Origin of the sequence: Bacillus sp. FSL W7-1354, from assembly GCF_038002405.1 — a bacterium.
GTDB lineage: Bacteria > Bacillota > Bacilli > Bacillales > Bacillaceae > Bacillus > Bacillus paralicheniformis.
The window spans coordinates 333,302-357,600 of sequence record NZ_JBBOCL010000001.1 but is presented as its reverse complement, the minus strand read 5'-3'; the positions used below and the strand labels follow the sequence as shown (position 1 = coordinate 357,600).

At 47.2% G+C, this 24,299-nt stretch carries 28 protein-coding genes, 1 pseudogene and 1 riboswitch; of the genes and pseudogenes, 9 read left to right on the top strand and 20 right to left on the bottom strand.

Translation table 11 applies throughout. The features are described from left to right. Positions 1 to 69: 69 nt before the first annotated feature. The gene (locus MKZ04_RS01845) at positions 70 to 519 is read left to right on the top strand and encodes a CotY/CotZ family spore coat protein (RefSeq protein WP_020450960.1); all 450 of its coding nucleotides are present in this window, start codon (positions 70 to 72) and stop codon (positions 517 to 519) included. A gap of 36 nt (positions 520 to 555) precedes the next feature. On the opposite strand, the gene MKZ04_RS01840 is transcribed toward MKZ04_RS01845, so the two are convergent. The 10 genes from MKZ04_RS01840 to MKZ04_RS01795 form a co-directional block, all read right to left on the bottom strand. Further along, positions 556 to 1,035, bottom strand: a complete 480-nt coding sequence (locus tag MKZ04_RS01840; protein WP_003180690.1) for a CotO family spore coat protein — start codon at positions 1,033 to 1,035, stop codon at positions 556 to 558. Positions 1,036 to 1,137: 102 nt separating this feature from the next. After that, positions 1,138 to 1,914 carry an enoyl-ACP reductase FabI gene (fabI, locus tag MKZ04_RS01835; protein ID WP_003180687.1) on the bottom strand — a complete coding sequence of 259 codons (777 nt, stop codon included), beginning with the start codon at positions 1,912 to 1,914 and terminating at the stop codon, positions 1,138 to 1,140. A 154-nt stretch (positions 1,915 to 2,068) separates the two neighbouring features. After that, positions 2,069 to 2,887 carry a bifunctional hydroxymethylpyrimidine kinase/phosphomethylpyrimidine kinase gene (gene thiD, locus MKZ04_RS01830; RefSeq protein WP_341045150.1) on the bottom strand — a complete coding sequence of 273 codons (819 nt, stop codon included), beginning with the start codon at positions 2,885 to 2,887 and terminating at the stop codon, positions 2,069 to 2,071. A gap of 23 nt (positions 2,888 to 2,910) precedes the next feature. Next, a complete protein-coding gene (locus tag MKZ04_RS01825; protein ID WP_020450958.1) occupies positions 2,911 to 3,921 on the bottom strand; it encodes a thiazole biosynthesis adenylyltransferase ThiF in 1,011 nt (336 codons plus the stop codon). Further along, positions 3,918 to 4,685: a thiazole synthase gene (locus MKZ04_RS01820; protein ID WP_020450957.1), complete on the bottom strand. Its 768-nt coding sequence runs from the start codon at positions 4,683 to 4,685 to the stop codon at positions 3,918 to 3,920. Before MKZ04_RS01820 ends, MKZ04_RS01825 begins: the two co-directional genes overlap by 4 nt. Before the next feature lie 6 nt (positions 4,686 to 4,691). Beyond that, positions 4,692 to 4,895, bottom strand: a complete 204-nt coding sequence (gene thiS / locus MKZ04_RS01815) for a sulfur carrier protein ThiS (protein ID WP_105979039.1) — start codon at positions 4,893 to 4,895, stop codon at positions 4,692 to 4,694. After that, positions 4,892 to 6,001, bottom strand: coding sequence for a glycine oxidase ThiO (thiO, locus tag MKZ04_RS01810; protein ID WP_105979040.1), 1,110 nt, complete (start codon positions 5,999 to 6,001; stop codon positions 4,892 to 4,894). Before thiO ends, thiS begins: the two co-directional genes overlap by 4 nt. After that, positions 5,985 to 6,596 (bottom strand): thiazole tautomerase TenI, encoded by a 612-nt coding sequence (gene tenI, locus MKZ04_RS01805; RefSeq protein WP_023856672.1) that lies wholly within the window; start codon positions 6,594 to 6,596, stop codon positions 5,985 to 5,987. The genes thiO and tenI overlap by 17 nt, the downstream gene beginning before the upstream one ends. After that, positions 6,571 to 7,272, bottom strand: a complete 702-nt coding sequence (gene tenA, locus MKZ04_RS01800) for a thiaminase II (RefSeq protein ID WP_023856671.1) — start codon at positions 7,270 to 7,272, stop codon at positions 6,571 to 6,573. Before tenA ends, tenI begins: the two co-directional genes overlap by 26 nt. A gap of 83 nt (positions 7,273 to 7,355) precedes the next feature. Further along, positions 7,356 to 7,464, bottom strand: a riboswitch (TPP riboswitch). A gap of 59 nt (positions 7,465 to 7,523) precedes the next feature. Beyond that, the gene (locus MKZ04_RS01795) at positions 7,524 to 9,368 is read right to left on the bottom strand and encodes a monovalent cation:proton antiporter family protein (RefSeq protein ID WP_341045146.1); all 1,845 of its coding nucleotides are present in this window, start codon (positions 9,366 to 9,368) and stop codon (positions 7,524 to 7,526) included. 264 nt (positions 9,369 to 9,632) lie between these two features. Between MKZ04_RS01795 and prpE the strand changes: the two genes are divergently transcribed. After that, positions 9,633 to 10,373 carry a bis(5'-nucleosyl)-tetraphosphatase PrpE gene (gene prpE / locus MKZ04_RS01790; RefSeq protein ID WP_145929667.1) on the top strand — a complete coding sequence of 247 codons (741 nt, stop codon included), beginning with the start codon at positions 9,633 to 9,635 and terminating at the stop codon, positions 10,371 to 10,373. 16 nt (positions 10,374 to 10,389) lie between these two features. Here prpE and MKZ04_RS01785 read toward each other — a convergent pair whose 3' ends face one another. Genes MKZ04_RS01785 through MKZ04_RS01770 form a run of 4 tightly spaced genes read right to left on the bottom strand, consistent with a single transcriptional unit; the run spans position 10,390 to position 13,143 of the window. Then, positions 10,390 to 11,265 (bottom strand): RluA family pseudouridine synthase, encoded by an 876-nt coding sequence (locus MKZ04_RS01785; protein WP_020450950.1) that lies wholly within the window; start codon positions 11,263 to 11,265, stop codon positions 10,390 to 10,392. A 26-nt stretch (positions 11,266 to 11,291) separates the two neighbouring features. Then, complete coding sequence (locus tag MKZ04_RS01780; RefSeq protein WP_023856668.1) at positions 11,292 to 12,092, bottom strand: NAD kinase; 801 nt, start codon at positions 12,090 to 12,092, stop codon at positions 11,292 to 11,294. Between the two features lie 18 nt (positions 12,093 to 12,110). Then, positions 12,111 to 12,746, bottom strand: coding sequence for a GTP pyrophosphokinase (locus MKZ04_RS01775; protein WP_003180661.1), 636 nt, complete (start codon positions 12,744 to 12,746; stop codon positions 12,111 to 12,113). A gap of 31 nt (positions 12,747 to 12,777) precedes the next feature. Continuing rightward, complete coding sequence (locus MKZ04_RS01770) at positions 12,778 to 13,143, bottom strand: UPF0738 family protein (protein WP_003180659.1); 366 nt, start codon at positions 13,141 to 13,143, stop codon at positions 12,778 to 12,780. Positions 13,144 to 13,273: 130 nt separating this feature from the next. On the opposite strand from MKZ04_RS01770, the gene MKZ04_RS01765 reads away from it, so the two are divergent. From MKZ04_RS01765 to MKZ04_RS01745, 5 genes are all read left to right on the top strand, one after another. Continuing rightward, positions 13,274 to 13,846 (top strand): CYTH domain-containing protein, encoded by a 573-nt coding sequence (locus tag MKZ04_RS01765; protein WP_161513181.1) that lies wholly within the window; start codon positions 13,274 to 13,276, stop codon positions 13,844 to 13,846. 12 nt (positions 13,847 to 13,858) lie between these two features. Continuing rightward, complete coding sequence (locus MKZ04_RS01760; RefSeq protein WP_025811634.1) at positions 13,859 to 14,512, top strand: lytic transglycosylase domain-containing protein; 654 nt, start codon at positions 13,859 to 13,861, stop codon at positions 14,510 to 14,512. A gap of 283 nt (positions 14,513 to 14,795) precedes the next feature. Further along, the gene (locus MKZ04_RS01755; RefSeq protein WP_003180652.1) at positions 14,796 to 15,194 is read left to right on the top strand and encodes a globin domain-containing protein; all 399 of its coding nucleotides are present in this window, start codon (positions 14,796 to 14,798) and stop codon (positions 15,192 to 15,194) included. Continuing rightward, a complete protein-coding gene (gene spxH / locus MKZ04_RS01750) occupies positions 15,191 to 16,093 on the top strand; it encodes a protease adaptor protein SpxH (RefSeq protein ID WP_003180650.1) in 903 nt (300 codons plus the stop codon). Before MKZ04_RS01755 ends, spxH begins: the two co-directional genes overlap by 4 nt. Before the next feature lie 411 nt (positions 16,094 to 16,504). Continuing rightward, the gene (locus MKZ04_RS01745) at positions 16,505 to 16,672 is read left to right on the top strand and encodes a hypothetical protein (RefSeq protein ID WP_003180648.1); all 168 of its coding nucleotides are present in this window, start codon (positions 16,505 to 16,507) and stop codon (positions 16,670 to 16,672) included. Between the two features lie 57 nt (positions 16,673 to 16,729). Here MKZ04_RS01745 and pepF read toward each other — a convergent pair whose 3' ends face one another. Both pepF and MKZ04_RS01735 read right to left on the bottom strand, forming a co-directional pair. Next, positions 16,730 to 18,559, bottom strand: a complete 1,830-nt coding sequence (gene pepF, locus MKZ04_RS01740) for an oligoendopeptidase F (RefSeq protein WP_341045144.1) — start codon at positions 18,557 to 18,559, stop codon at positions 16,730 to 16,732. A 212-nt stretch (positions 18,560 to 18,771) separates the two neighbouring features. After that, the gene (locus MKZ04_RS01735) at positions 18,772 to 19,920 is read right to left on the bottom strand and encodes a competence protein CoiA family protein (RefSeq protein WP_003180643.1); all 1,149 of its coding nucleotides are present in this window, start codon (positions 19,918 to 19,920) and stop codon (positions 18,772 to 18,774) included. A gap of 170 nt (positions 19,921 to 20,090) precedes the next feature. On the opposite strand from MKZ04_RS01735, the gene MKZ04_RS01730 reads away from it, so the two are divergent. Then, positions 20,091 to 20,501, top strand: a complete 411-nt coding sequence (locus MKZ04_RS01730; RefSeq protein ID WP_341045142.1) for a hypothetical protein — start codon at positions 20,091 to 20,093, stop codon at positions 20,499 to 20,501. 78 nt (positions 20,502 to 20,579) lie between these two features. On the opposite strand, the gene MKZ04_RS01725 is transcribed toward MKZ04_RS01730, so the two are convergent. The 3 genes and pseudogenes from MKZ04_RS01725 to MKZ04_RS01715 form a co-directional block, all read right to left on the bottom strand. Beyond that, positions 20,580 to 21,884: a glycosyl hydrolase family 8 gene (locus MKZ04_RS01725; RefSeq protein WP_130569361.1), complete on the bottom strand. Its 1,305-nt coding sequence runs from the start codon at positions 21,882 to 21,884 to the stop codon at positions 20,580 to 20,582. A gap of 254 nt (positions 21,885 to 22,138) precedes the next feature. Then, positions 22,139 to 22,777 (bottom strand): adaptor protein MecA, encoded by a 639-nt coding sequence (gene mecA / locus MKZ04_RS01720; protein WP_003180627.1) that lies wholly within the window; start codon positions 22,775 to 22,777, stop codon positions 22,139 to 22,141. Next, positions 22,759 to 22,884 (bottom strand): annotated as a pseudogene (locus MKZ04_RS01715) (hypothetical protein). The gene mecA and the pseudogene MKZ04_RS01715 overlap by 19 nt, the downstream one beginning before the upstream one ends. 178 nt (positions 22,885 to 23,062) lie before the next feature. On the opposite strand from MKZ04_RS01715, the gene MKZ04_RS01710 reads away from it, so the two are divergent. Next, complete coding sequence (locus MKZ04_RS01710; protein WP_020450936.1) at positions 23,063 to 23,725, top strand: TerC family protein; 663 nt, start codon at positions 23,063 to 23,065, stop codon at positions 23,723 to 23,725. A gap of 30 nt (positions 23,726 to 23,755) precedes the next feature. Here MKZ04_RS01710 and spxA read toward each other — a convergent pair whose 3' ends face one another. Then, positions 23,756 to 24,151, bottom strand: coding sequence for a transcriptional regulator SpxA (spxA, locus tag MKZ04_RS01705; protein WP_003180621.1), 396 nt, complete (start codon positions 24,149 to 24,151; stop codon positions 23,756 to 23,758). Positions 24,152 to 24,299: the final 148 nt, after the last annotated feature.

The following is a 24,299-nucleotide window of genomic DNA, read 5'->3' as shown; positions in this document are numbered from 1 at the left end:
TCCTTTTACCAATAGAAAAGCCAGGCCGAAAAACGAAATTTTATATCCTGAACTGGGAGGGATCATAACATGACAAAATGTTCAGCTGAAAATTGCGTGTGCGAAGCCGTTGAAAACATTCACGATCTGCAAAACGCCATTGAGGAAGAAGGCTGCCCGACAAGCTGCTTCAGCAACCTGCTTTCCCCTTCGAGGCACTTAGGCGACACCATTCCATTTATTATATACACCTCAAAGTCTAAGCCGTTCGTAGCGTTTGGAAATGTCGGAGAACTTCAGGCAGGCCCTTGCTTCAGCACTGTGTTTTTCAGAGTTGAAGACATTAAGGACTGCTGTGCTACATTAAGACTGTTGATTGCCTTTGATGAAAATCGCCGCGTTCTCGATTTCACAGAAGAAAAAGACAAAATTTGCGATGTGTTCCGCTTGGAAAAAACAAATTTCTGCGTCGAAGTGGATCTGGAATGCTTCTGTGCGATCGAATGCTTAAATCCGCAACTGATCAATCGTTCAAATTAAAAAGTCCCTGAATCGGGACTTTTTTTATCGTGTAATTTAAAAGCCAAGCGGGTGCAAGGAAGTAATACTCTCGATTTGCAGTTCCGCCGGAGCCCCTTTGCTCGACGTTTTGACAAATACGGAACCGCCTTTCTTTCCGGCGATCGTTCCTCTGTATGTCTTCCCGTCTGCTTCAATGAGGCAAAGGGTTTTCGGCATATTGCCGGGAAGGCTTGCCAAAAAGTCGATTTTCTCGGCGATGGTCATCTTGCTGAGCGGCTTTTTAATCGGTTTGACTCCTTTTTCTGACCGATTCGCCTCATCGCTAAGCACCGCTTCGGCGCCATCCTTTTCGTCTGGCCGGACGGCTTCATCCTGCTGTTCCTTTCGCCGGGCTTTTTGTTCGGAAGCGTCGGGTTTTGCTTTCTTCTTTCTTTTAATCAGAATATCCTGCATGTTCGCTTCTGCCTTATCATAGTCCGGCTGCACAATATACATGAGCGGCTTTTGCTCCGCATCGTTTTTTCTGCTAGACATCTTGATCCCTCCGATCTGTTCATGGTATATCTATATGCAAAAAAGGAGAAATCAGAAGAAAAGAAAAAGCAATCCTTTAACGGATTGCTTTTTAGCGTTATGTTATCGCGCGATGATATGATAGCCTGAATCAACATGCAGGTTTTCGCCGGTCATACCGCGGGAAAGGTCGCTGAACAGGAAAGCAGCCGTGTCGCCGACTTCTTCCGGAGTCGTCGTGCGGCGAAGCGGTGCGCGTTCTTCGATTTCTTTTAAAATCGAGTTGAAGTCGCTGATTCCTTTTGCGGACAATGTCCGGATCGGCCCTGCGGAAATGCTGTTGACGCGGATTCCGTCTTTTCCGAGATCGCTCGCCAAGTATTTGACGCTGGCATCAAGCGATGCTTTCGCAACACCCATGACATTGTAGTTGGATACAACGCGCTCGCCGCCAAGGTATGTCAGCGTGACGATGCTTCCGCCTTCAGTCATAATGCCGCGCGCCGCTTTAGCGACCGCTGTCAGTGAGTAAGAGCTGATATTGTGTGCGAGCAGAAAACCGTCGCGGGTGGTATTTAAGTATTCTCCAGCCAAGTCTTCTTTGTTTGCGAAAGCGATGCAGTGTGCAATGCCGTGGATGACCCCGACTTCTTTTTTGATGTCGGCGAAGCACGCTTCAATTTCCTGGTCATTTGTGACATCACAAGGAAGTACGATTGAATCGTTCCGCTCCAAAGAATCGGCCAGCTCCTTGACCGATTTTTCAAGCCGCTCACCCGCATACGTAAAAATCAGTCTTGCGCCTGCATTGTGAAGCGAGCGGGCGATTCCCCAAGCGATGCTTCGTTTATTTGCTACACCCATGACGACGATATTCCGGCCTTCCAGTGATAAATTCATATGTATGAAATCCTCCTAATGATTAACATTTTATTAGTACCTGATCATAATATATAGTATCACAATTAATAGCAGGCTGACAATTTCAGAATATAAAAAGCGGCAGAGACCGTTTTTGATGTCTGCCGCGATATTTTTCATTTTTATTGCGGGACTACAGTTCCAACCCTGCATTGGATATCTTTTGATATGCAAAATGGTTGGTCGGTCCGTGGCCGGCTCCGAAATCAAGGCTGTGTGCAACCGCTTCGTGGACGAAAGCCTCAGCGATGCTGAAAGCTCCTTGAATGCCGTTTCCTTTCGCTGTTTGCGCGGTAAGAGCGGCGGCAAATGTGCAGCCTGTTCCATGGGTATTTTTCGTCTTAATATAGGTGTTCGTTTTTTCCGTGAACACCTCTCCATCGAAGAGGAGATCGGTTACTTTGCCATCCTCGGGCTGATGCCCTCCCTTGATGATAATGTTGCGGACGCCCATTTCATGCAATTCACGAGCCGCTTTTTTGCGGTCTTCCATTGTTTGAATGCTTCTCCCTGTCAGCACTTCGGCTTCGGGTATGTTCGGCGTTACCGCATAAGCAAGCGGAAGCAAGCGCCGTTTCAATGTTTCAACTGCTTCCTCATTCAATAGTGAAGCGCCGCCTTTGGCGATCATGACAGGATCGACAATCACACGTTTAAGCTCGTATGTTGCAATTTTTTCAGCAATGACCTCAATCATCTCCACGCTCCACAGCATCCCTGTTTTCACGGCGTCAGGTTTTAAATCTTCCGCCACTGCATCAATCTGCGTGCCGAGTGCTTCCGGAGATAGCGGGTAGACGCCGTGAACCCCTGTTGTATTTTGCGCAGTGACCGCTGTCAAAGCCGTCATGCCGAAGACGCCAAGCTCCTGAAATGTTTTAATGTCGGCTTGAATGCCGGCGCCGCCTCCTGAATCCGACCCGGCGATTGTTAATGCTTTGTATATGCTCATGATGTTTGCACTCCCTTCGGCCTTTAGCCAATCCACCTGTGATATATCGTTTTCGCGCGATTGATATCGTTCGTTCCGTGAATCAAAGCGCGTCCGTCCCGAAAAATCACGAACTTAAAATCCTCCGTACGGCAAGATAATAAATAAGGATTTCCCGTCACATCCAAACCGGCTTTTTTTAATCTGGCGGCAAGCGGCTCCAGCTCCGGCGGCTGTTCCGCGGCCGGCCTGATCTGAACCGTTTGTCTGCCGCAAAGAACGGCTGCTTTTGTTTCGTTTTCAGCTGAAAGAAACGGAAACTCGCCTTTTCCGCACGTCGGACACGAGCCATGTTTAAGCGCGTCAGCCCGGACTTCAGAGCGCTCATTTGTCCAAATATCAAATGAGCGAAGCATTCCTGACGGTTCATGCCCGGTCAGCAGCTTCAGGGCATCTGTTACCTGGTAAGCGGCAACCTGCTGAACAACCGGACCGATCACCCCTGCTGTGTCGCACGTCATGGTATTCGCGGGCAAATGCCCCAAAAGACAGTGAAGGCACGGTGTTTTCCCCGGAATGACGGTATATGTGATGCCATAGCTTGCGACACACGCGCCGTACAGAAAAGGGATGCCTAACTTGACCGCCGCATCGTTCATGATCAGCCGCGTTTCAAAATTATCGGTCGCATCGACGATCAGGGACGCTTTCTCCGCAAGCTCGAGCGCTTTTTCCGCGGTAACATCTGCTACAATGCCGGTCACTTGAACAGAGCTGTTGATCAGGCGCAGCCTTTTTTCGGCAGCGGCTGCCTTTGGCATATGATCAACCACATCCTGTTCCGTATAGAGCTGCTGGCGCTGGAGATTGCTCCATTCCACATAATCCCTGTCGGCAATTGTCAGCGAACCGACTCCGGCCCTCACCAGCATTTCTGCGCTGGCCGCGCCCAATGCCCCCGCACCGATCACCAGGACGCGGGCGCGACTTAATTTTTCCTGGCCGTCCGGTCCGATCGGGTGAAAAAGCTCCTGTCTTGAATACCTGCCGGTCAAATCGTCAACTTCCCTTCTTCAGGACTGCTGGCGATGCCGTAGTTCTTTTCCGGAATTCGTCCGGCAAGGTATCCGAGTCTGCCCGCTTCAACGGCGAGCTTCATAGCCTTCGCCATTTGGACCGGATCTTTCGCCCCGCTCACTGCCGTGTTCAAAAGCACTCCGTCAGCGCCGAGTTCCATTGCGTATGCCGCATCTTTCGGAGAACCGATTCCGGCATCCACGATTACAGGAACCTTAGCCTGTTCAATGATGAACGACAGGTTAAGCGGATTGACGATTCCCTGTCCCGAACCGATTGGAGAGGCCCCGGGCATAATGGCGTGTACGCCGAGCTCTTCAAGCTTTCTCGCAAGGACGACATCGTCCGATGTATACGGCAGCACAATGAAGCCTTCTTCAAGCAAGGCTTCTGACGCCTTCAGCGTTTCTACCGGGTCAGGCAGAAGCGAACGGTCACAGCCGATCACTTCGACTTTGATCATGTCGCAAAGACCGCTCGCTTTAGCAAGCTTGGCGATCCGGACGGCTTCCTCAGCCGTTTTTGCTCCGGCCGTATTCGGCAAAAGCGTATAACGGCTTAAATCAAGCTGCTCCAAAAAATTAGGCTGAGACTCTTCAAAAATATTCATCCGTCTGACGGCAAAGGTCAGGATCTCCGATTCAGATGCACTGACAGCCTCTTTTTGAATTTCAAATGACGGATACTTCCCTGTGCCGAGCAATAATCTTGATGAGAATTGACGATCTGCGATTTTTAACATAACGGTTTATCCCCCTCCGACAAAATGAACGATTTCGATGACATCGTGTTCTTCCAGTTTGACTGTTTGATATTGGTCTTTTCCGATAATCTGCCTGTTTCTTTCAACAACGACAACACGATTTTCCAAACTGTAGAATGCGAGCAAATCGTAAATCGTGCCGCCGTCATCTCTCCACTCTATTTTCCGGCCGTTGAGTTGAATGTTCACCTGTGCACAGCCTCCTTTCGCTCTGCTTTAAACGCCTCGGCCCACTCTGTTTTGACCGGATTGCCGAGGATCATGTCAGCTATCATCTCACCGGTTGCAGGTGCCAGGAGGATGCCGTTTCTGAAATGTCCGGCAGCAAACAATATCCGGTCATTTTCAGGGTGTCTGCCGATATATGGATTGCCATCCCCTGTTTCCGGGCGCAATCCGGCCCAGCATTGGTCGATGTTCATGGATTCAATGTCAGGGAGCATCGACTTGGCCTTTCGGATCAACTCCTCGATTCCGCCAAGTTCCGGCTGTTCATTCCAATCCCCGGGCTTCATTGTCGCGCCGACGACAAGCTTTCCGCTATGGCGCGGAACGATGTAGCAATGATCATGGTAAAGCGTCCTCGTCAAAGGGATGCCGTCATTCCACACAGACAGGCACTCCCCTTTGACAGGATAAAAGCTTTTGTCTATGCCGATCTGTTTAAAGAAAGCACCGCTCCACACACCGCTTGCAATGACAACGTGCTCCGCCTCCGCGGTGCATGAAGCAGCAGTGACGCGGACGGCCCCCGCTTCAGATTCGATCGATAAAACGGGGGTAAACTCGAAGACCTCGGCACCGAGAATCCGGGCCCCCCTGGCAAATGCCCTGCACACTGCGGCCGGTTCGACATGGATGTCGTCCCGAATGAAATTAGCGCCGAGAATCCCTTTTCCGGCATGCGGTTCCAGCTCATATACTTCAGCGGCTTCAAGCCATTCCACTGAATCCAGTGCAGCCATTTGCATCAGGTGTTCGCGGTCGCTTTCTGAAAATGCCAGCTTTAATATCCCTCCGTCATGCTTTCTGATATCGATGCCGCTTATGTCTTTCAATTCGCCCGTCAGCCGCTGATAGGCTTTTTGGCTGACTCTGGCAAATTCGAAAAAGGTACCGGGTTTATCGCATTCCGCATGGGCGCCGAGCATGCCCGCCGCCGCGCTCGTCGCTTTTTTGCCGACTTCTCCGCTTTCAAACACGGCCGTTTTTTTCCCCGCTTTCGCAAGATGGTAAGCGATGGATGTCCCGATGATGCCTCCGCCGATCACGATCGTATCATAGCGCTTTCTCATATGAATCTCCCTTCGCGAGACAGGCAAGCCGCGCGGCCGCCTCATCCGGTCTGTCATGGGAAAAGATCCCCGACATCACGGCGATGCCGTCTGCCATTTTGACTTCCGCCAGTCGTTGTTCGGTAATACCCCCGATCGCAATGACCGGAATGCGGACAGCCGCCTTCACTTCAGCCAGACTGAGAGCCCCTCTTCCTTTCCGGCCCTTTTTACAGTCCGTTTCAAAAATGTGGCCGAACAGCACGTAATCTGCACCTTCAGTTTCAGCCTGAACCGCTTCTTCTGGCGAATGGACGGACTTTCCGATTTTCAAATGCGGAAAACGGCTCCTCACACTTTTGACGGAAAAGCCGTGTGAAGGCAGCTGAACCCGGTGAATGTGATGAAACAAAGCGATATCCACCCTGTCGTTGATGATCAGTTTCCGCTTATCAACCCCTTCTTCGGCAAGGCGGTCGATTAAACTTGATATTTCACTTACTTTTTTTGATCTTTCCCTGATATGGATAAAGTCAACGGCATTTTGAATCGAGATGATTTTTGCAGCAAGCTCTTCCACAGAGTGCTTGTCATCGGTGATCGCGTGCAGATGCAAGCTGATCCACCCCGCTTTTTGACCAGCTTTCTTTTTGGTAGGCCATATCCCAGAAGCTGTATTCGTAGAAGCTGGAGATGACGAAGTTCTCCTTCATCTTCGCGCGCGTTTTCTCATCGGCGTTTTCAGCCAGCTCATCGAAGCGGTTGATCTGTTCTGTCACAAGTTCTTTAAACCAGTCGCCTCCGTATGTCGCGATCCATTCCTGATAAACCGCGCTGTCAGGCCTGCACGTTTTTAACGTCTCACCGACGTCATAATAGAGCCAATAGCAAGGAAGCAAAGCGGCCAGTATTTCCGCAAAACTGCCGCTCACGACAGAACGGTACATATGCGATGTGTACGCATACGCTGTCGGCGACGGCTGAAACGACTCCAGTTCTTCCTTTGTGATTCCCAATAGATCGGTGAATTTCCTATGGAGCGACATCTCGGCTTCATATGTGCCTTTCGCGTGTTCAGCCATCCGGCTTGTCGTATATAAATCGCGAGCATATGCCGCACCAAAGGATTGGACTTTGGCAAAGTGGGTCAAATAGTAGGAATCCTGCATGACATAGTATTTAAATCGATCAACCGGAAGTGTGCCGTCTCCAATCCCTTGAATAAACGGATGGACAAAACTGCCTTCCCACCATTTTGCAGCGCTGTTTCGGCATTCTTCTGAAAACTTCATTTCGAGGCTCCTCCTTCGATTCTGAACATAAAAAAACCACTTTCCCGCAAGGAAAGTGGTTTGGAATTTGCATAAATACATACTCAAATACCGTGCCACTTCCCTACGCAGGTTTGAACCTGTTCAGGTTATGAGGGTCTAAAAGTCACACTTTTATCTCAGCCCTTATCAAGGACTCCCCTAGTGGAAAACATTTCTTGTTCATTCAGTTTATACTTTTATCTTATCACGAATTGCAAAATGGTCAAGCATCAGTCTCCAAGCGTTTTTCTCAATTCCGCAATATATTCGCGCGAACCGGTGGCGATCAGCCTGTCACCCAATTGCAGCCTTGTATCCCCGTGGGGCACGATGCTGTCCACCCCGCGGAAAATTCGGACGAAGATAACATCTCCCGTAAACGGAAACTCCCTTAACAGAACACCGTCAAATCGCTCATTGCTCATATTGATCTGATACAGCGACGCATCCTGGTTCGTCAGGAGTTTCATAACGCCAGGCGCCTCGATAAGCGCGCGTAGCAGCGTTTTTGTAGAAAGCAGAATGGAGAAGGTATCAATTCCGTTATCTTTCAGTCTGGATTCGGCGTCTGGAGAATCTGCGCTGGCGATAATTCTCGCGACTTTCTGCTCCTTCGCAAAAAGCGCGATCCCTGTATTGCGCTCTTCGCTGCCAGTGGCCACGACGAGTATATCCGTTTGGAAAACGCCGAATGATTGAAGCGTCTCGTATTCATAATCAGGCAAAACTTCAACATCAAACACCGGATCCGCCAGATTTTCTTCCTTTTTTTCCTGCCGGACATGCAGGATTCTGACGTGATAATCTTCCGGAGAAAGTTCGAGCGTGACCGGCAGCGTCATTTGATTTGCGCCGATAAAGGTGATCGTCTTTTTCTCTTTTTCGCTTTCCGTTTTCGGCATTAATTTTTTAAAGCCGGTCGGTGTGATGATGCATGTAATGACAGCGACCAGAATCAGCGCGCCGGACATCTGCGCGTCAATGACGCCGATGCGCTCGCCGATCGTTGTCGCCGCGATCACCAAAGAAAGCGTGGAAGTCAGGAGAAAACCGGAAGCCAGCACGGTTTTCATGTCATACCACTTTTTCAAAAACAGCACCGGAACGACTTTACTGATTAACAGAGCCACAAACAGAAGCGGGATCATCACTAAAATTTTCGGATTGCCAAACAGTGACCAAATGTCCAATTTGACGCCTGTCATCACAAAGAAGATCGGGATGAGGAATCCGTAGCCGAATGAATCGAGCTGCTGAACGAGCTCCTTGTTCGGCGAAAGCAGCGAAACAAGCACCCCGGCCAAAAACGCGCCAAGTATGTTTTCTGCACCGAGCGACTCGGACAACGCCACAAGTACGATGATCAGCGTAAATATCGCCCTTGTGCCGATCTGGATCGTTCCTTTTGACAGCACTTCGACAAAAGGCCGCTTTTTAAATATCCTTCCGAACAGGTATAAAACGACGCCGGCGGCAAATAAGATCATCAGCAGCCACATATTGCTGTTTTCGTCCCCGTAGATTGAGGCGAACACTGCAAGCAGAATCATCGTGACAAGATCGGCAATGACGGCGACAAGCAAAATAATCTGGCCGCTATTTGTCTTCATGAGACGCTCTTCTTTCAGCGTCGGAACGACAACCCCGAGCGAAATTGTCGAAATGATCAGCGTCATTAAAAAGGCGTTGTCAATAAATCCTGCCATGACAAAGCTGTAAGAAAGGCCGAGCGATAAAATAAAGACGGCAATAAAGATGACCGAAGCCGTTTTAAATGTATTCGGCGCTTCCTTTCCGCTCGGAAGCAGCTGCTTTTTCTTTCCTTTTTCAAATGCGGAAAAATCGATTTCAAGCCCGCTTAAAAACATTAAAAAGATAAATCCGAGCATCGATAAAGTTTCGAGCCATGTATCGTGCTGGGCGACCAGATCGAACCCGCTTTTTCCGATAATAAGACCCATGATAATTTCAGCGACAACCACCGGTATGCTTAACCTGAAACGGTGCAGCAGGATGGGCGTTAAAAATGCGATAATCAGTACGACAACTAAAGATGAGACAGATGTGTGCTCCATAAACTGGTACCTCCTCTAAAACCGGTTTCCGGGTATGATTAGCGTTCCCTTTTTTAAAAATAAAAGGGACATCTTTTTAGACATTTTCATGTGGGAAAAGAACCGTCTGAACACTTTTCTCACAGGTGTAAAAATCGATTTTAACAATGCTCGCTCAGAAAAAAAAGTAATTTGCCTGATTTTCTCCGACGAAAGTCGCTGAAGCTTGATTTATATATGGACTGGGCAATGTATATACATACGCAGACAGGAGGCAGAAAACGCATGAAATATGATGTAATCGGCGATATTCACGGGTGCTATGACGAAATGATTGCGCTGATTGAAAAGCTCGGTTACTCGCTGTCATCGGGGTTTCCCGTTCATCCGGAAAACAGAACACTTGTCTTTCTCGGGGATTTAACAGACAGAGGGCCAAAATCGCTGGAGGTCGTTGAATTTGTAGGACGGGCCGTTGAAGAAGGAGCTGTGCGATATGTGCCCGGCAATCACTGCAATAAGCTGTACCGTTTTTTCAAAGGCAATCCGGTGAAGCTGCAGCACGGGCTGGAGACGACGGCGGCGGAATACAGAAACCTTCCGAAACATAAACAGAAGGATATCAGAGACCTTTTCATGCGCCTTTATGAAAACGCCCCGCTTTATGAGATCCTGCATAACGGCGAACTTGTCGTCGCACATGCCGGCATCAAAGCGGAAGACATCGGCAAAAAGCCTGTCGGAAAAGTAAAACAGTTTGTGCTATACGGAGATATTACAGGAGAAACGCTGCCTGACGGACGGCCGGTCAGGCGGGACTGGGCCGCTCATTACAAAGGCGATCCGTGGGTGGTGTACGGCCACACTCCTGTCAAACGTCCGCGAATGATACATCATACGATCAATATCGATACCGGTTGTGTATTCGGCAACAGGCTGACCGCTTTCAGATACCCCGAACTGACAACCGAATCTGTCCCCTCTTCATTGCCTTATGATGAGTCAAGATTCCGTTTGGAGCCATAAAAAAAGAGAGCTTAATTCAGCTCTCTATCAACTGACTCATATCATGCGGAACCGGCGCTTGAAACGTCAGCTCTTCCATTGTGAAGGGATGAAAAAACGTCAGCGTCTCACTGTGGAGCGCCTGCCGATTAATGAAGCCGCGGGTTCCTCCGTACAGCGTATCACCGCACAAAGGATATCCGATATGACTCATGTGAACTCGGATCTGATGGGTTCTCCCGGTTTCCAGACGGATGGAGACATCCGTCATACCGCTGAAGCGCCTGTTCACCCAAAAATGCGTCACCGCTTTTTGCCCGTCGGGGATCACCGCACGCTCGATGATGCTCGATGATTTTCTGCCGATTGGCGCATCGATCGTTCCCTGCTCTTCTGCGATCAAACCGTGGACGACCGCCCGATATTGCCGTTTGACGGCTCCCTTTTTTTGCAGTCCCGATAAAAGCGAGTGGGCGAAGCGGTGCTTGGCTACAAGCATGACACCCGATGTGTCGCGGTCAAGCCTGCTCACCAGGTGAACGGTCGCGCGCACGCCCGTCCGCTGGTAATAATGAATCAGACCGTTCGCCAAGCTGCCTGATGGATGCTCGCGCGAGGGAATCGACGACAGGCATGGCTGTTTATTTAATACGAGGACATGGTCATCTTCGAACAAAATATCAAGCGGAATTTCTTCCGGGCGCAAAGATTCGCTCATTTTTTCCGGAGGGAACTGTATGACGAGCTCGTCCCCTTTTTGAAGAACGTATCTGACCGTTACATGCCCGCCGTTTACCAAAAGATCCCCGCCGCCGAATTTGATGTCCGTCAGCATCCTTTTTGAAATGCCCAGCCGCTGGACGTATTCTTTCAAAAGAACCCCGCTGTCCTCTTCTGTTATGATCTGTTTCATCAAAAAATCGCTCACAGCAAACCTTCCTATTCTCCTTTTCCGATAAAGGAATCCTGGACCCTTTTCCAAAACGGAAACGGCCGAAAGCGGGCAAACCTGATATTTTCGTTTGCGACGCGGCATTGAATTGACTTGACGTCTTTATGCAGCAATGTCAAATGGTCAATCGCGACTTGAAACGTCACATCATTAATCGGTTTAATTAAACAAGTGTGGTGCTCAGGCAGAATGAGCGGCGATCCGACCGTGCGAAACACCCGGTTGTTGATCGACGCCATTTCAGCCAGCTGGACCGCTCTGATGGACGGATGAATAATCGCACCGCCGAGCGCCTTGTTATATGCCGTGCTTCCCGATGGGGTCGATAAGCAAAGGCCGTCGCCGCGGAACGTTTCGAAAAGTTCCCCTTTAATTTCGACATCTGTCACAAGCGTCCCTTCGATGCTCTTGATCGTACATTCGTTCAGCGCCAAATATCTCGCTTCATCGCTGCCGTCATTGTAGCGGACGATAACTTCCAAAACCGGATATTCAACAATTTGATACGGCGTTTTCGCAATCGCGATTACGAGTTTTTCAATCTCGGTCGGCACCCAGTCGGCATAAAAGCCGAGATGTCCTGTATGAACCCCGACAAAGGCCGTTTTGTCGAGGCGGCCGCTGTATTTGTGAAATGCGTATAAAAGCGTTCCGTCACCGCCGACGGAAATGACGATATCCGGCTCTTCTTCATCGCATTCAAGACCGAAGTCGAGCAGATATGTTTGAATTTTGCTTTTTAATGAATCGGAAACATCATTTCCTTTGGACGATACCGCAAACTTCATCATTCCATCTCCTTTCCCCTAACCGTCATCCTCATCCTTTTTCTTGCGTGAAAATGCCACGTGAGCCTCCTGAATCTCGCCCCTGATCTCGGACATTTCCATATCGAGCCTTGATGCTGCTTCAGAAGCTCTTTGAAGCCTTAATTTTACTTTTTCCGGAATGTTGCCGCTGTATTTATAATTTAAAGAATGTTCGATTGTCGCCCAAAAATTCATCGCCAGCGTCCGGATTTGAATTTCAACCAAAATCTGTTTTTCCCCGTTGATTGTCTGCAAAGGGTACAGCACGACGAGGTGGTAGGAGCGGTAGCCGCTCTCTTTATGTTCCGCGATATAGTCGCGCTTATCCACGACCGTGAAGTCCTTTCTCGCCAGAAGCATATCGACGACAATGCGAATATCCTCAAAAAATTGGCACATGATTCTGAGCCCGGCAATATCTTGCATGCTTTCAATGTTGTGCAGAGGAATGTTTTTCCGCTTGGCCTTCTCAAGAATACTCGGAACAGGCTTCACCCGCCCTGTCACGAATTCGATCGGCGAATGTTCCTCCTCGTATTCGTAAAGGGTCCGGATCCCTTTCAGCTTCACTTTCAGCTCTTCAACAGCCTGCCGGTACGGCGCTAAAAATTGCTCCCATTGTTTTTCGTCCATAAACCTTCCCCCAATTTCATCGCCTTTTTTTCTAGAGGAATATCCGTTTCACTCTCTCTTCCATTTCTTCGCCATAATTTGCATTATCTTTAATATTCTCTATTAAATATCCGAGCTCATCATGGAACCCGTTAAGCTCCAGCTCCGTGTTTCCGATATGTAAAAACACAGGAAGATTGGCGTCGAGGGCCGCTTTAAGATCGGACCAGATGCCTTCGTTTAAAATGACGTATTCAAAGGAATCGTCCTGTTCAAGTATGTATACAAATGCAAAATGATCGGAGTCTGTCAGCATGCGTCCGGCCGGTTTCCGCTCCGCTCCGTCATTGATTTCGCTGGTCAACACCAGCCGGTCGTTTCGCAGATTGGCTTCTGTAATCTCAATTCTGTTCTGCATAATGCTCTCCTTTACAATAAAAGTACAGATTCATTTTATCATATCAGCTTCAATATTGATAAACGTTCCTTCTCAAGAGATAATAAGGAAAATGCAATTTTACCAGCTGAGAGGATGAAAAAATTAAAGAATGGACCAGGAACTTGAAATCGAATTTAAAAATATGCTGACAAAAAAAGAATTTGAGAAAATCAAATCATATTATCAATTTACTTCCGAGCAATTTGTTATACAAAAAAACCATTATTACGATACGTCCTCCTTTTCTTTAAAAGAAAAAGGAGCGGCTTTAAGAATTCGCGAAAAACAGCAGCGATATGTACTGACATTAAAAGAGCCGGCACCTGTAGGTCTGATGGAAACCCACCAGGAGCTGACCGGGAAGCCCGAATTTGAAACGTTCACAATTCCGCATGGACCGGTATACGATCGCCTGAAGCGCCTCGGCATTCAACCGGACGAGCTCATCCTTTTCGGAACGCTTGCAACAAGCCGTGCAGAAAAAAAATTGCCGCAGGGCTTAATTGTTTTGGATCACAGCCGATACTTAATGGTAGAAGACTTTGAAGTTGAATTCGAAGTGACAGACTATGAACGCGGAAAACGGGATTTCTCTGAACTGCTGAAATCGTTCGGCATCCCTGAGCGTGAAACCAAAAATAAAATCGTCCGATTTTATGAACAAAAACTTAAAGATCAATAAGGTGGGAAAACAATGAACGTCAACCATTTGGCCGCCCTTTTGGAACTACAGGCGATACGGTCGTTTTATCCGGCTTCAGACAGCGGTTCCGAAGATGCTGGTTTTGATTTCAGCTCGATTTTAAACCAATATTTAAGCAATGTCGGTGGTTTGGAGTCTTCACAGCCCGCGGTTGTTCCGGCCGTGTCGACAGGGTCTCAGCTCCAGGCGCCGCTGACAGCCGAAAAGCCTGCGGCAATTGCGGCCGTCCCATCTGCCGCAGCGAAACCCGTCTCTTTCGGCGGCCAAAATCAGAGCATTGACCAGATCATCAAAAACGCCGCAGAAAAATACGGAGTCGATGAGAAGCTGATTCATGCCGTCGTCAAGCAGGAATCGCGCTACCAGGAAAAAGCGGTCAGCCCGGCCGGCGCCATGGGCCTGATGCAGCTCATGCCGTCAACGGCGAAAGCGCTCGGCGTGAATAACGCTTTTGACCCCGTACAAAATATAGAAGGCGGAACAAAATACTTAAAGCAGATGCTCGATAAATACAGCGGGAATGTGAACCTCGCATTAGCGGCCTACAATGCCGGACCGGGAAATGTCCAAAAATACGGAGGCATTCCCCCTTTTAAAGAAACGCAAAATTATGTAAAAAGAATCACCTCAAATTACTATGCTTAAGCCGGAAAGGATGCTTTCCGGCTTTTTTTGTCCGCATTTACTTCCTCTTTGATCCTCCCGGTATTAAAAATACACATTTAAGAAGCGAATATGATATGATATTTGAAACAAAATCAGCGATTTTCGCCCGCAGGCAGAAGTCGGTTTGTTTGTAGAAATGGAACGAGGTTGCTAAAATAAGTATATACAATCGTGAAATAATAAATGATGCACAAGATAAATATTTTTTTGCAATAGGAATCGGTATATTTTCCTATTAGCCATATTAAAAGGAGTAGTCAACATGGGACAATCGTTTAACGCACCTTATGAAGCGATTGGAGAAGAGCTTCTATCGCAACTTGTTGATACTTTTTATGAGCGTGTAAAGCGGCATCCGCTGCTCTACCCGATTTTTCCGGACGACTTAACGGAAACGGCAAGAAAACAGAAGCAATTTTTAACGCAATATTTAGGCGGTCCGCCGCTTTATACAGAAGAACACGGACACCCGATGCTGAGGGCGCGGCACCTGCCGTTTCCAATCACACCGGAACGGGCAGACGCATGGCTTTCGTGTATGAAAGAGGCAATGGATCATGTCGGTTTAAAGGGCGAAATAAGGGAATTTCTTTTTGAAAGGCTGACATTGACAGCCAGACATATGGTAAATCAGCCTAAAATGGAGGATGGTTCACATTGACACTAAATCAGCGTGACCAATTTTTCTCCCATTGCCATGGACATCCGCAAAAACCGATGGAAATTTATATGTTTGTCGACCCTTTGTCTCCCGAATGCTGGGCTTTGGAGCCGGCGATCAAAAAGTTGAAAATCCGCTACGGCCGTTTTTTCACACTAAGGATCATCGCCGCATGCAGCATCACAGCGCTGAACGTTCAGAAACGTAAAAAGCACCGCCTCGCAGAGGCATGGGAAAAGATCGCATGCAGATCAGGCATGTCTTGTGACGGGACGCTCCTGCATGACAAAGCGCTCTCCGCACCATACCTCGCTTCACTCGCTTTAAAAGCGGCGGAACTGCAAGGCAGAAAAGCAGGGCTGCAGTTTTTGAGATGCATGCAGGAAAGCCTGTTTCTCAATCGGCAGGATATCACCGAGGAACAGGTGCTGCTGGCGATCGCAGAGCATACACAGCTCGATCTGGAGGAATTTAAAAGGGATCTTCATTCGCAGAGCGCCGTGAAAGCCCTGCAATGCGATTTGAAAATCGCTGCCGAAATGGAAGTGGCATCTGTCCCGACTCTTACGTTTTTTAACAGTCTCCGCGAAGGAGAAGGCTTAAAAGTAACCGGAAATTATTCATACGAGATTTACGAAGAAGTATTGTTTGAGATGCTCGGCGATGAGCCGAAGCCTTCACAAACACCTCCGCTCGAACTTTTTATCGAATACTTTCAATTTGTAGCCGACAAAGAAATTGCCGTCGTTTACGACTGGACGCTGGAAGAGGTGGAACGGGAAATGAAAAAGCTCGCGTTCGCCCGCAAAGTCGAAAGAGTGGAAGCGAAACACGGCATGTTCTGGCGCTATATAAACGGACATCATGATGCCGGACCGCTTTATCAATGCGAAAAATAGCACGGGTTTCTCCCGTGTTTTTTTTCGCGCTAAAACGAACGCACGTTCCTTTTTGAAGCAGTAAGAAACCGCGCCGGGATAAGCGCGGTTTCTAATTATGTCTTAACGACAACAAAGGGGATGGGAGAAATTTTTCACGGTCAAACAAAGGGGTAAATGTTTGTTTGTGATCAATTTCACATCTTTATAATATCAAATCATGTCGAGTTTTGACAACTGATTTCATTAGTTTTCACATTTTTGTCACAAAAACATAAAAAATAGATGTCCATCATATGATCAAAGTAACAAAGAAAACGAGCCCGCCGCACGTTGCCATACCGCGATTTATGCGAACTGGCGCCCGGTTTTGCTGCCTTTTTGCGCCTCGTCTCCCCCTGTGAAATTTTATCGGTCCTTAGGAGGGTTTTTATGCTTCAGATCATTTTAGGACTTGCATCAATATTATTTTTTTTCGTCTTGAATATTTTAGGTTTGATGAATATGTTTCCCCTTTATATTACGTCCCCTCTCTTATTTATATCAATCCTTTTTACGCTCAACCGCCTCAACCACCGCAAAACATTTAAAGGTTTTTGACCTCATCGCGAACAAGGCTGCCGGTATGACCGGCAGCCTCTTCTATATACTCGCCTATTATGAATGATTGACTTTTTGCAAAAGTTCTTCCATTTCGTTCAGCTGCTCTTCAAACTTTTTGCACGCAGCTTCGATCGGCTCCGAAGTTGTCATATCAACACCGGCTTTTTTCAGCACTTCAATCGGATAATCCGAGCTACCCGCTTTCAAGAACTCAATATAGCGGTCAACAGCCGATTTGCCTTCTTTTAAAATCTGCTGACTGAGTGCCTGGGCTGCACTGAAGCCTGTCGCATACTGATACACATAATAATTGTAATAGAAATGCGGTATTCTTGACCACTCAAGACCGATTTCCTTATCAATCTCAATATTGTCACCGAAATATTTCTTATTCAAATCATAGTAGATGCTCGTTAACAGCTCAGGTGTCAGCGGTTCCCCTTCCTGGGCTTTGATATGGATCTCATGTTCAAATTCGGCAAACATCGTCTGTCTGAAAACCGTTCCTTTGAAGCCTTCAAGCATATGATTCAAAATGTAGAGCCGCTGTTTTTCATCGTCGATTGTATTCAGCAAGTATTCTCCCAAAAGTGCTTCATTCGTCGTAGAAGCTACTTCGGCTACGAAAATGCTGTAGTTTCCGTACGGGTAAGGCTGATATTTTCTCGTATAGTAGCTGTGCACGGAATGGCCGAATTCATGGACGAGCGTAAACAAATTATTGACGTTGTCCTGCCAGTTCATCAAAATATACGGATTTGTTCCGTAAGTTCCTGAAGAATAAGCGCCGCTTCGTTTTCCTTTGTTTTCATACACATCGACCCAGCGGTTGTTCAAGCCTTCTTTCAGGATGGATGAATATTCTTCCCCTAAAGGCGTCAAACCTTTTAGCATATAGTCCTTTGCCTGCTCGTAGGTAACTTTCATTCCAGAGTCCTTTACCAGCGGAGTATACAGGTCATACATGTGTACCTCATCAAGCTCAAGCACTTTTTTTCTAAGCTCAACATAGCGGTGAAGAAGCGGGAGATGCTTGTTGATCGTGCTGACAAGATTGTCATAGACTTCTTCAGGAATGCTGTTTCGCGACAAAGCAGCTTCCCGCGCCGATTTATAATGTTTAACCTTCGCATAAAAGTTGTCTTTTTTCACAGCTCCGCTGAGCGTGGAAGCGAGCGTGTTTTTAAAGCGGCCGTATGTTTCGTAAACCGCCTTGAATGCCGAGCGGCGGACATCGCGGTTCTCGCTTTCCAAAAAGGTGACATAATTGCCGTGTGTGAGCTGTACCTTTTCTCCATTTTCATCGGTGATCTCCGGAAATTCCATATCGGCGTTATTCAGCATGCCGAACGTGTTGGAAGAAGATGAAAGAACATCAGACGCTTCGGCCAAAATCCCTTCCTCCTCCTCGCTCAGTACGTGAGGACGCTCTTTATTGATTTCTTCGAGAGCATGCGAGTAAAGCTTTAACTCCTCTTTTTCCAGCAGGAACTGCTGAAGCTTTTCTTCCTGAATCGATAGTATTTCCGGCACCATGTAGGCCGTTGCGCTCGCTGCCTGGGTATAGAGGTTGGCCGCTTTATCATTGAGACCTTGGTAAAAAGAATTTGCAGTATCCTGATCATAGCGCATGTGAGCGTAAGTATACAGCTTCCCGAGACGCTCCATCACCTTATCCTGATAAGTCAGCGCTTCATATAGATCATCGGCGGAATGGCCGAGCCTGCCCTTGAATTCGGAAAGCTTGGGCAGCAGTTCTTTAACGGCTTGAAATTCCTCGCTCCAAGCATCATCTGACGGGAAGATATCCTCAAGTCTCCACGTGTCTTCTTGCTTCACCTCTTCTCTTGAAGGCAGTTTCTTCGATTTTTTTTCTTCAGCCACTGTCAATCCCCTCGCTTTCTTTACTCCAAGTCCATTGTTGTCCAATAAACTTGTATTGTGTTTATCTTCTGTTTTTTCACCGTCTTTTGTCAAATCATATGCGAAAAAAAAGACGCAAAATCCCGCCGTTAAAAAATAAAATACATATCTTTTGATCTGAAACAGCCCGGACACCACCTTCCTTTCTTTAGGTTGAACGAAAGGCTTGATAATCATTCGGAAAAATAATGTTCATCCCTTTTTAACAGCGCCTCCAGCCGCGGCTCCGGAGCAACAGGACCCGCGGAATAATAAAATTCCTCTTTCCTCTCCAAAAATCCTTTTTTATGCAAAAAACAAATGTATTCACAAACGGCATCAGCAGCCGTTTGCTGCCCGCTCCATCTCAGCTTCAGCCTTTTGCCCTTGACGAGCCAGTCCATATAATGAACCGCAGACTGCAGGCGAAACGTATCATGCTTCGTTATAAATAAGAAAAGGTGCCCTTGCCACACATAAACCGGGTGGGCAAAAATATAGCCTGACGGCACCGGGAGAAAGACTTCTGAGGGGAAAAAAGGGAGCGGGAGCCGGAACTTTTCATAAAAGAGCGCGGCCATCTGCTTCGCTTCTTTTGATAAAAAACGCACGGTCGACATTCGAAAGCTGCGGATGTTTTCTTTCCAACCTTTAAGCTGGAGAGGCGAACAGTTTTCCCATGCGGTTAAATCATGCCAGCCTGCTTCAGCAAGTGGGAGAAAACGCAAGGATGCGGATGTTTTGTTTGTTTGAAAGGGAATCAAGTGTTCGAGGATGATGAAAGCCTTTTGTTCGGGGCAAAAAAACAGGAGCTTAGGAGGCTTATCCCTTTTCTGAGCGAACTGCCAGTGAAACCCTGAAAGCTGAAAAAAACTCCTCGCCAAGCGTCTTACCCGGTTACCTCCCAGAATCCACAACGGCTCGATTCCCAGTTTGAGAAAGCCGTCCGTTCTTTTTCGGTACGCTGCCGCATCGAGATTCGCACATTGAAATTCAACTGCAACCTGGCGGGTTCCGTATTCCAGAAGCAAATCGGGCCTTTGTCTGATCTCTTGCAAATACGGTTCAAGCACCGGGCGGAAGCCTTGTCTGCCGAGCCATTCGTACAACAGCCGTTTTCCTTTCAGGTGATAGGAGCTCTCCGGTTCATGTTGCACCGGACATGCTGCACCCGGCTTATGAGCGAAGTGCGGGAGCTTGACGGCACCGACTTTCAGGTCGAGTTCACACCGGCAAACCGGACAGTAAAATGCATGTCTTTTTCTCAATCGCTTGAGATCTTCGGTTTTGTATCCGTCGGCAAGACAGATGATCTCTTCTTGATCGATCATTGCACTGAACATATTGTCTCTCTCCTTCCTGTTTGATCAAGTATTCAACATGCGCGGAAGCTTTCCTTTTTTTGAAAACGCTTCAAATTCAGGCTGATTTTATATAAAGTAGTATTATAGAACTCGAAATTTTTAGAAAAGGAGTTTTTGACATCAAACGGAAGCTGACCACCAAGCTTACATTGCTGATTCTCACCCTGCTATTCATCTTGCTTTCTGTTATGAGCGGCCTCTATTTAATCATTTTAGAAAATTCGTTAAAAACACAAATTCAAGCCAGAGCGCTCGATATGGCGAAAACGCTCGCCCAGATGCCTTCCGTCCAGGAAGCCTTTGAAACGGACGATCCGTCCCGAATCCTTCAGCCAATTGCAGAAAACGCGAGAAAGCAGTCCGGTGCGCAATACATTGTGATCGGCTCGGCGGATGCGATTCGCTATGCTCATCCGGACCCGGGAAAAATCGGCAAACCGATGGTCGGCGGAGACAATCAGCGCGCTCTTGAAAAAGGGGAAGCATATATTTCGGAAGCCGTCGGCACGCTTGGCCCAGCCATCAGGGGCAAAGCCCCGATCCTTAAGGAAAAAGGATAATTATGGGATCAACTTCTGACCAATTAAAAACCCCTCTCCGCAGAGAAGGGTCAGTCTTTCAATTTGATATTACATTTTTTAAGGAAGGTACATCGCAAATTTGCCGTTTGCCACAAGGCTGTTCAGCATGTAAAGACATGATCCGTAATAATCTTCTGGAATATATGTGCTGTTAAACGCATTGGCAAATCCCGTCCTTAATGATGCATCGCTTGCTGCAGTCGCGCCGCCCGCATTGGCGGCGATCAGGCCAACCGGGCTTCCTTTTTTGACGGCCGTCCCATTCAGCGTATATTCATGGGCCGTTCTCCCGTAGTTTTCCCGTTTCATAAACGTCAAGAACTTGTTAACCGCTTTTTGCTCGCTGGCGCGATATGCGTTATCTGCCGAGGACCAAAGTGTATGATCCATAGCGATATGAGACACCGTCCGCCAAGCATCATAGCTGAAATTTCGGTCTGTTTCCGTTGAGGAATGAGCCGCATCGCTTACGCCGTCAAAGCCGGCTTCATCGGGAAACAGCCCTGTGGCCGCATTGGTGATGGTTGATCCGTTATTTAACACGCTTTTAAACGTTGTTTCTGACAAGTATGTTCGAGATTTGTTTGCTGCATCTTTCCAAAAATACTGCTGGCTGCTTCTGGCGCTTTTAGCGAACAACTCGAAAAAAGCAGGAACGTGGTAGGATGGGTCCGTCCAATTGACATAAGGGCCGAATCGAACCATCGCATAGCGCTGATCCTTGCTGTTTTTAATAAACACTCGCGATTCCTTACCGGTGTTGGCGTATTCTCCATCACCGGCCAAAGCGTCAAGCATGTCTTGAGCCCGCTCTTTGTAATCGTACGGGTATTTTTTATCTCCCCAGCGGCCAGATGCCATCATGAGCGCTGCCGCAAACCAGACCTCGCCGTCAGATGCAACATTCTGATCAATGGTTTGCACGTCTGAGCCGTTCGTTTTCATATGCCAGCTATGGTAGCCGTACAAACTGTCGCTTCTGTCGGAATGGCGCATATATTTACGGACGAAATCCCACAGCTTTTGGAACTTATACTCATCATTCATTTGCAGCGTAATCATCATCCCGTAACTCATACCCTCTGTTTTGACGCTGTAGTAGCCATTTCCCAGGTTATCGTCCGTCGTCGAAGCGATGTAAGCTGAACCGTCCTTCATATAATGAAACAGCGATCCGCCTTTACCATCGCCTTTTGTATCAAAGTATTTTTTATAGGCCTGATTCAAATTGTTTTTACCCGTTGTTCCGAGAATATCCGGAGTCTTGGAATGTACGGCTGCCATGGCTGTTTGAGAATAAGCGGCACAAAAACATGTTAAACCAATAAAGACAGCCATGATCCATTTTAAACTTTTTCGCATCAAATCAATCTCACCTTTCAAAATTTGTCATAACACCAATCCATCTTAATCAATGAAACTGGAAGTGTATAGATCAGATTGACCCTATTTGGTTTGGTCCGAAATGATCGTTTTCTTTTGAAAGTGGTGAGCCGTTTGAAAGATGTAGAGCGGGAGGAGGGAAGTTGTGGAGAATTGAAGCTCTTTGTTATATTTGTTCCAGAAAGTTAAAGCCGGCTTCAAAAGAAACCGGCTTTTTTATGCGAAGTGCTTTTTTATGCGAAGTGCTTTTTTATTGTATGAAGAGCATGATCCGCTGCAATCAGTGTTCCATACTCTTTCAGCATATGAATCGTCGTCTTTGATTCTGAGGCATACTCCAGCAGAATGCTCAGCTGGTTTTCCACCTCTTCATCAGGCAGTTCACTGAAATCCACGAATAAATAGTAGCGGTTCTCGTGAGAGTACAATGTCGTTTGGCAGCCGCTGATAGACATTTTTGACAGTGAGATTAAATCCTCAAAATCGTCAAACTTTAAAACAAACTGCAGTTTCTGCTCTTCTGCCTGCTCTTCTTTTTGAAAGTCGTCAAGCAAAGCATCAAGGCTTTCTTCTGCTACATGCTGTTTTTTATCTTCAGGAATCGGCAGTTCCAGCTTTTGTCCGTCTTTGGACAGCTGAGCTCTTGTCACAATGATTTCCAATCCCTTATCAAGGGCCTGCACTTGAATCCAAAGGGGGCCTTCAACGGCAAACTCTTCTTCTTCGTGCACTTCGTCCATCATTTCCCAAAAAAGCTCTTCACTGCGTTCTCGATTGTACCAAATTTCTTCTCTGTCAAACCCGCGGTCTTCGATATCACCGTAGGAAATATAAAACTTAACCGTATGTTCGTTTATTCTTTCGATTTCCATTTGCCAACCTTCCCTTCTTTGTAAGATGTTGAAGGGATAACTAAGCTCCCAATTAATTGTACTTTACTACACTTTACCCATTACGTCCACTTCTTAACCTTATCCATGATCAATCTTTATTTTCTATTTTATGATAAAAAAGGCGGAAAAGAAATAAAAACGCCTCCAAGGCCAAGCTAACATATTTTCCGGCCTGCTTCATATATTAGTTGTACAAGCAGCAGCTGTAGAAGCGGGTGCCTTTTAGGCAAGTCCCGATGCAAAGGCAAAGCGAGGTGCCAGTTGATGGAACACGATGTACTGATGTCGTTCCTTGTGATCATCGGAATCGATCTCATACTTGGCGGCGACAACGCTGTTGTGATTGCAATGGCAAGCCGTCATTTGCCTCCACGGCAAAGACAAAAAGCGATCATCATCGGCACATTGATCGCCATCATGATGAGAATCGCGCTAACAATGGCAGCAGTGTACCTGCTCGCGGTTCCTTATCTGCAATTTATCGGAGGAATCTTCCTGTTGTACTTAGGATATCAGCTTTTGATTGAGAAAAAAGATGCCCAGCATGTCAAAGGCGGGACATCTTTATTTAAGGCGATCCGTATCATCGTGATTGCCGATTTGTTCATGTCGCTCGATAATGTGATTGCGGTCGCTGGAGCTTCGCACGGACGCCTGATGCTAGTCGTTGTCGGCTTGATGGTCTCCGTCCCGGTCATCATTTGGGGCAGCAGGCTGATTCAAGCGGCCCTTGCAAAGTTTCCGCTCTTCATATACGCGGGAAGCGGACTGCTCGCTTATACCGGCGGCGAAATGATCGTCAGGGAGCAGGAGTTGTCTTCCTTTATGGCGCAGCACAGCACCCTCGAAATGCTGCTGCCCGTCCTGACGGTGATTTTTGTGATTCTAGCCAGTATTTATTATGAACAGACGAGTGAAAAGCATTAAAAAAAGAAGGCTGAAAAATTCAGCCTTCTTTTAGTTTGCGAGACGCTGCGCTTCACGAAGCTGGAATGTGCGCACTTTGCGCGGCAGGAAGCGGCGGATTTCGTCTTCGTTGTATCCAACCTGCAGGCGCTTTTCGTCAATGATGATCGGACGGCGCAAAAGGCCCGGATGTTCATTGATGAGCTGGTACAGCTCTTGAAGCGGCATTGTTTCAAGGTTGACGTTCAATTTTTGGAACACTTTGGAACGGGTTGAAATAATTTCGTCTGTTCCGTCCTCCGTCATTCGTAAAATCTCTTTTATTTCATCAATTGATAAAGGCTCTGAAAAAATATTTCTTTCCGTATACGGAATATCATGTTCTTCTAACCATGCGCGCGCCTTTCTGCAAGACGTGCAGCTTGGGGATGTATATAATGTAACCATATTGCTTCACTCCTTAAAAAGTAGAATGAAATTAGCGTATTCTTAAATTGAAATAAATCTAAAAAAGTAATCTTTATTGAGTATTATACTATAAAAAAGTAAGTGTGAACAGTCTGTAACAGAAATTTTTTGACAATCCAGCGACTTT

Excerpts from the sequence above, each read along its gene's own strand:
- MKZ04_RS01845 (WP_020450960.1), top strand. The coding sequence starts at position 70 with ATGACAAAATGTTCAGCTGAAAATTGCGTGTGCGAAGCCGTTGAAAAC.
- MKZ04_RS01840 (WP_003180690.1), bottom strand. The coding sequence starts at position 1,035 with ATGTCTAGCAGAAAAAACGATGCGGAGCAAAAGCCGCTCATGTATATT.
- fabI (WP_003180687.1), bottom strand. The coding sequence starts at position 1,914 with ATGAATTTATCACTGGAAGGCCGGAATATCGTCGTCATGGGTGTAGCA.
- thiD (WP_341045150.1), bottom strand. The coding sequence starts at position 2,887 with ATGAGCATATACAAAGCATTAACAATCGCCGGGTCGGATTCAGGAGGC.
- MKZ04_RS01820 (WP_020450957.1), bottom strand. The coding sequence starts at position 4,685 with ATGTTAAAAATCGCAGATCGTCAATTCTCATCAAGATTATTGCTCGGC.
- thiO (WP_105979040.1), bottom strand. The coding sequence starts at position 6,001 with ATGAGAAAGCGCTATGATACGATCGTGATCGGCGGAGGCATCATCGGG.
- tenA (WP_023856671.1), bottom strand. The coding sequence starts at position 7,272 with ATGAAGTTTTCAGAAGAATGCCGAAACAGCGCTGCAAAATGGTGGGAA.
- MKZ04_RS01795 (WP_341045146.1), bottom strand. The coding sequence starts at position 9,368 with ATGGAGCACACATCTGTCTCATCTTTAGTTGTCGTACTGATTATCGCA.
- prpE (WP_145929667.1), top strand. The coding sequence starts at position 9,633 with ATGAAATATGATGTAATCGGCGATATTCACGGGTGCTATGACGAAATG.
- MKZ04_RS01785 (WP_020450950.1), bottom strand. The coding sequence starts at position 11,265 with ATGAAACAGATCATAACAGAAGAGGACAGCGGGGTTCTTTTGAAAGAA.
- MKZ04_RS01780 (WP_023856668.1), bottom strand. The coding sequence starts at position 12,092 with ATGAAGTTTGCGGTATCGTCCAAAGGAAATGATGTTTCCGATTCATTA.
- MKZ04_RS01775 (WP_003180661.1), bottom strand. The coding sequence starts at position 12,746 with ATGGACGAAAAACAATGGGAGCAATTTTTAGCGCCGTACCGGCAGGCT.
- MKZ04_RS01770 (WP_003180659.1), bottom strand. The coding sequence starts at position 13,143 with ATGCAGAACAGAATTGAGATTACAGAAGCCAATCTGCGAAACGACCGG.
- MKZ04_RS01765 (WP_161513181.1), top strand. The coding sequence starts at position 13,274 with ATGGACCAGGAACTTGAAATCGAATTTAAAAATATGCTGACAAAAAAA.
- MKZ04_RS01760 (WP_025811634.1), top strand. The coding sequence starts at position 13,859 with ATGAACGTCAACCATTTGGCCGCCCTTTTGGAACTACAGGCGATACGG.
- MKZ04_RS01755 (WP_003180652.1), top strand. The coding sequence starts at position 14,796 with ATGGGACAATCGTTTAACGCACCTTATGAAGCGATTGGAGAAGAGCTT.
- MKZ04_RS01745 (WP_003180648.1), top strand. The coding sequence starts at position 16,505 with ATGCTTCAGATCATTTTAGGACTTGCATCAATATTATTTTTTTTCGTC.
- MKZ04_RS01735 (WP_003180643.1), bottom strand. The coding sequence starts at position 19,920 with ATGTTCAGTGCAATGATCGATCAAGAAGAGATCATCTGTCTTGCCGAC.
- MKZ04_RS01725 (WP_130569361.1), bottom strand. The coding sequence starts at position 21,884 with ATGCGAAAAAGTTTAAAATGGATCATGGCTGTCTTTATTGGTTTAACA.
- mecA (WP_003180627.1), bottom strand. The coding sequence starts at position 22,777 with ATGGAAATCGAAAGAATAAACGAACATACGGTTAAGTTTTATATTTCC.
- MKZ04_RS01710 (WP_020450936.1), top strand. The coding sequence starts at position 23,063 with ATGGAACACGATGTACTGATGTCGTTCCTTGTGATCATCGGAATCGAT.
- spxA (WP_003180621.1), bottom strand. The coding sequence starts at position 24,151 with ATGGTTACATTATATACATCCCCAAGCTGCACGTCTTGCAGAAAGGCG.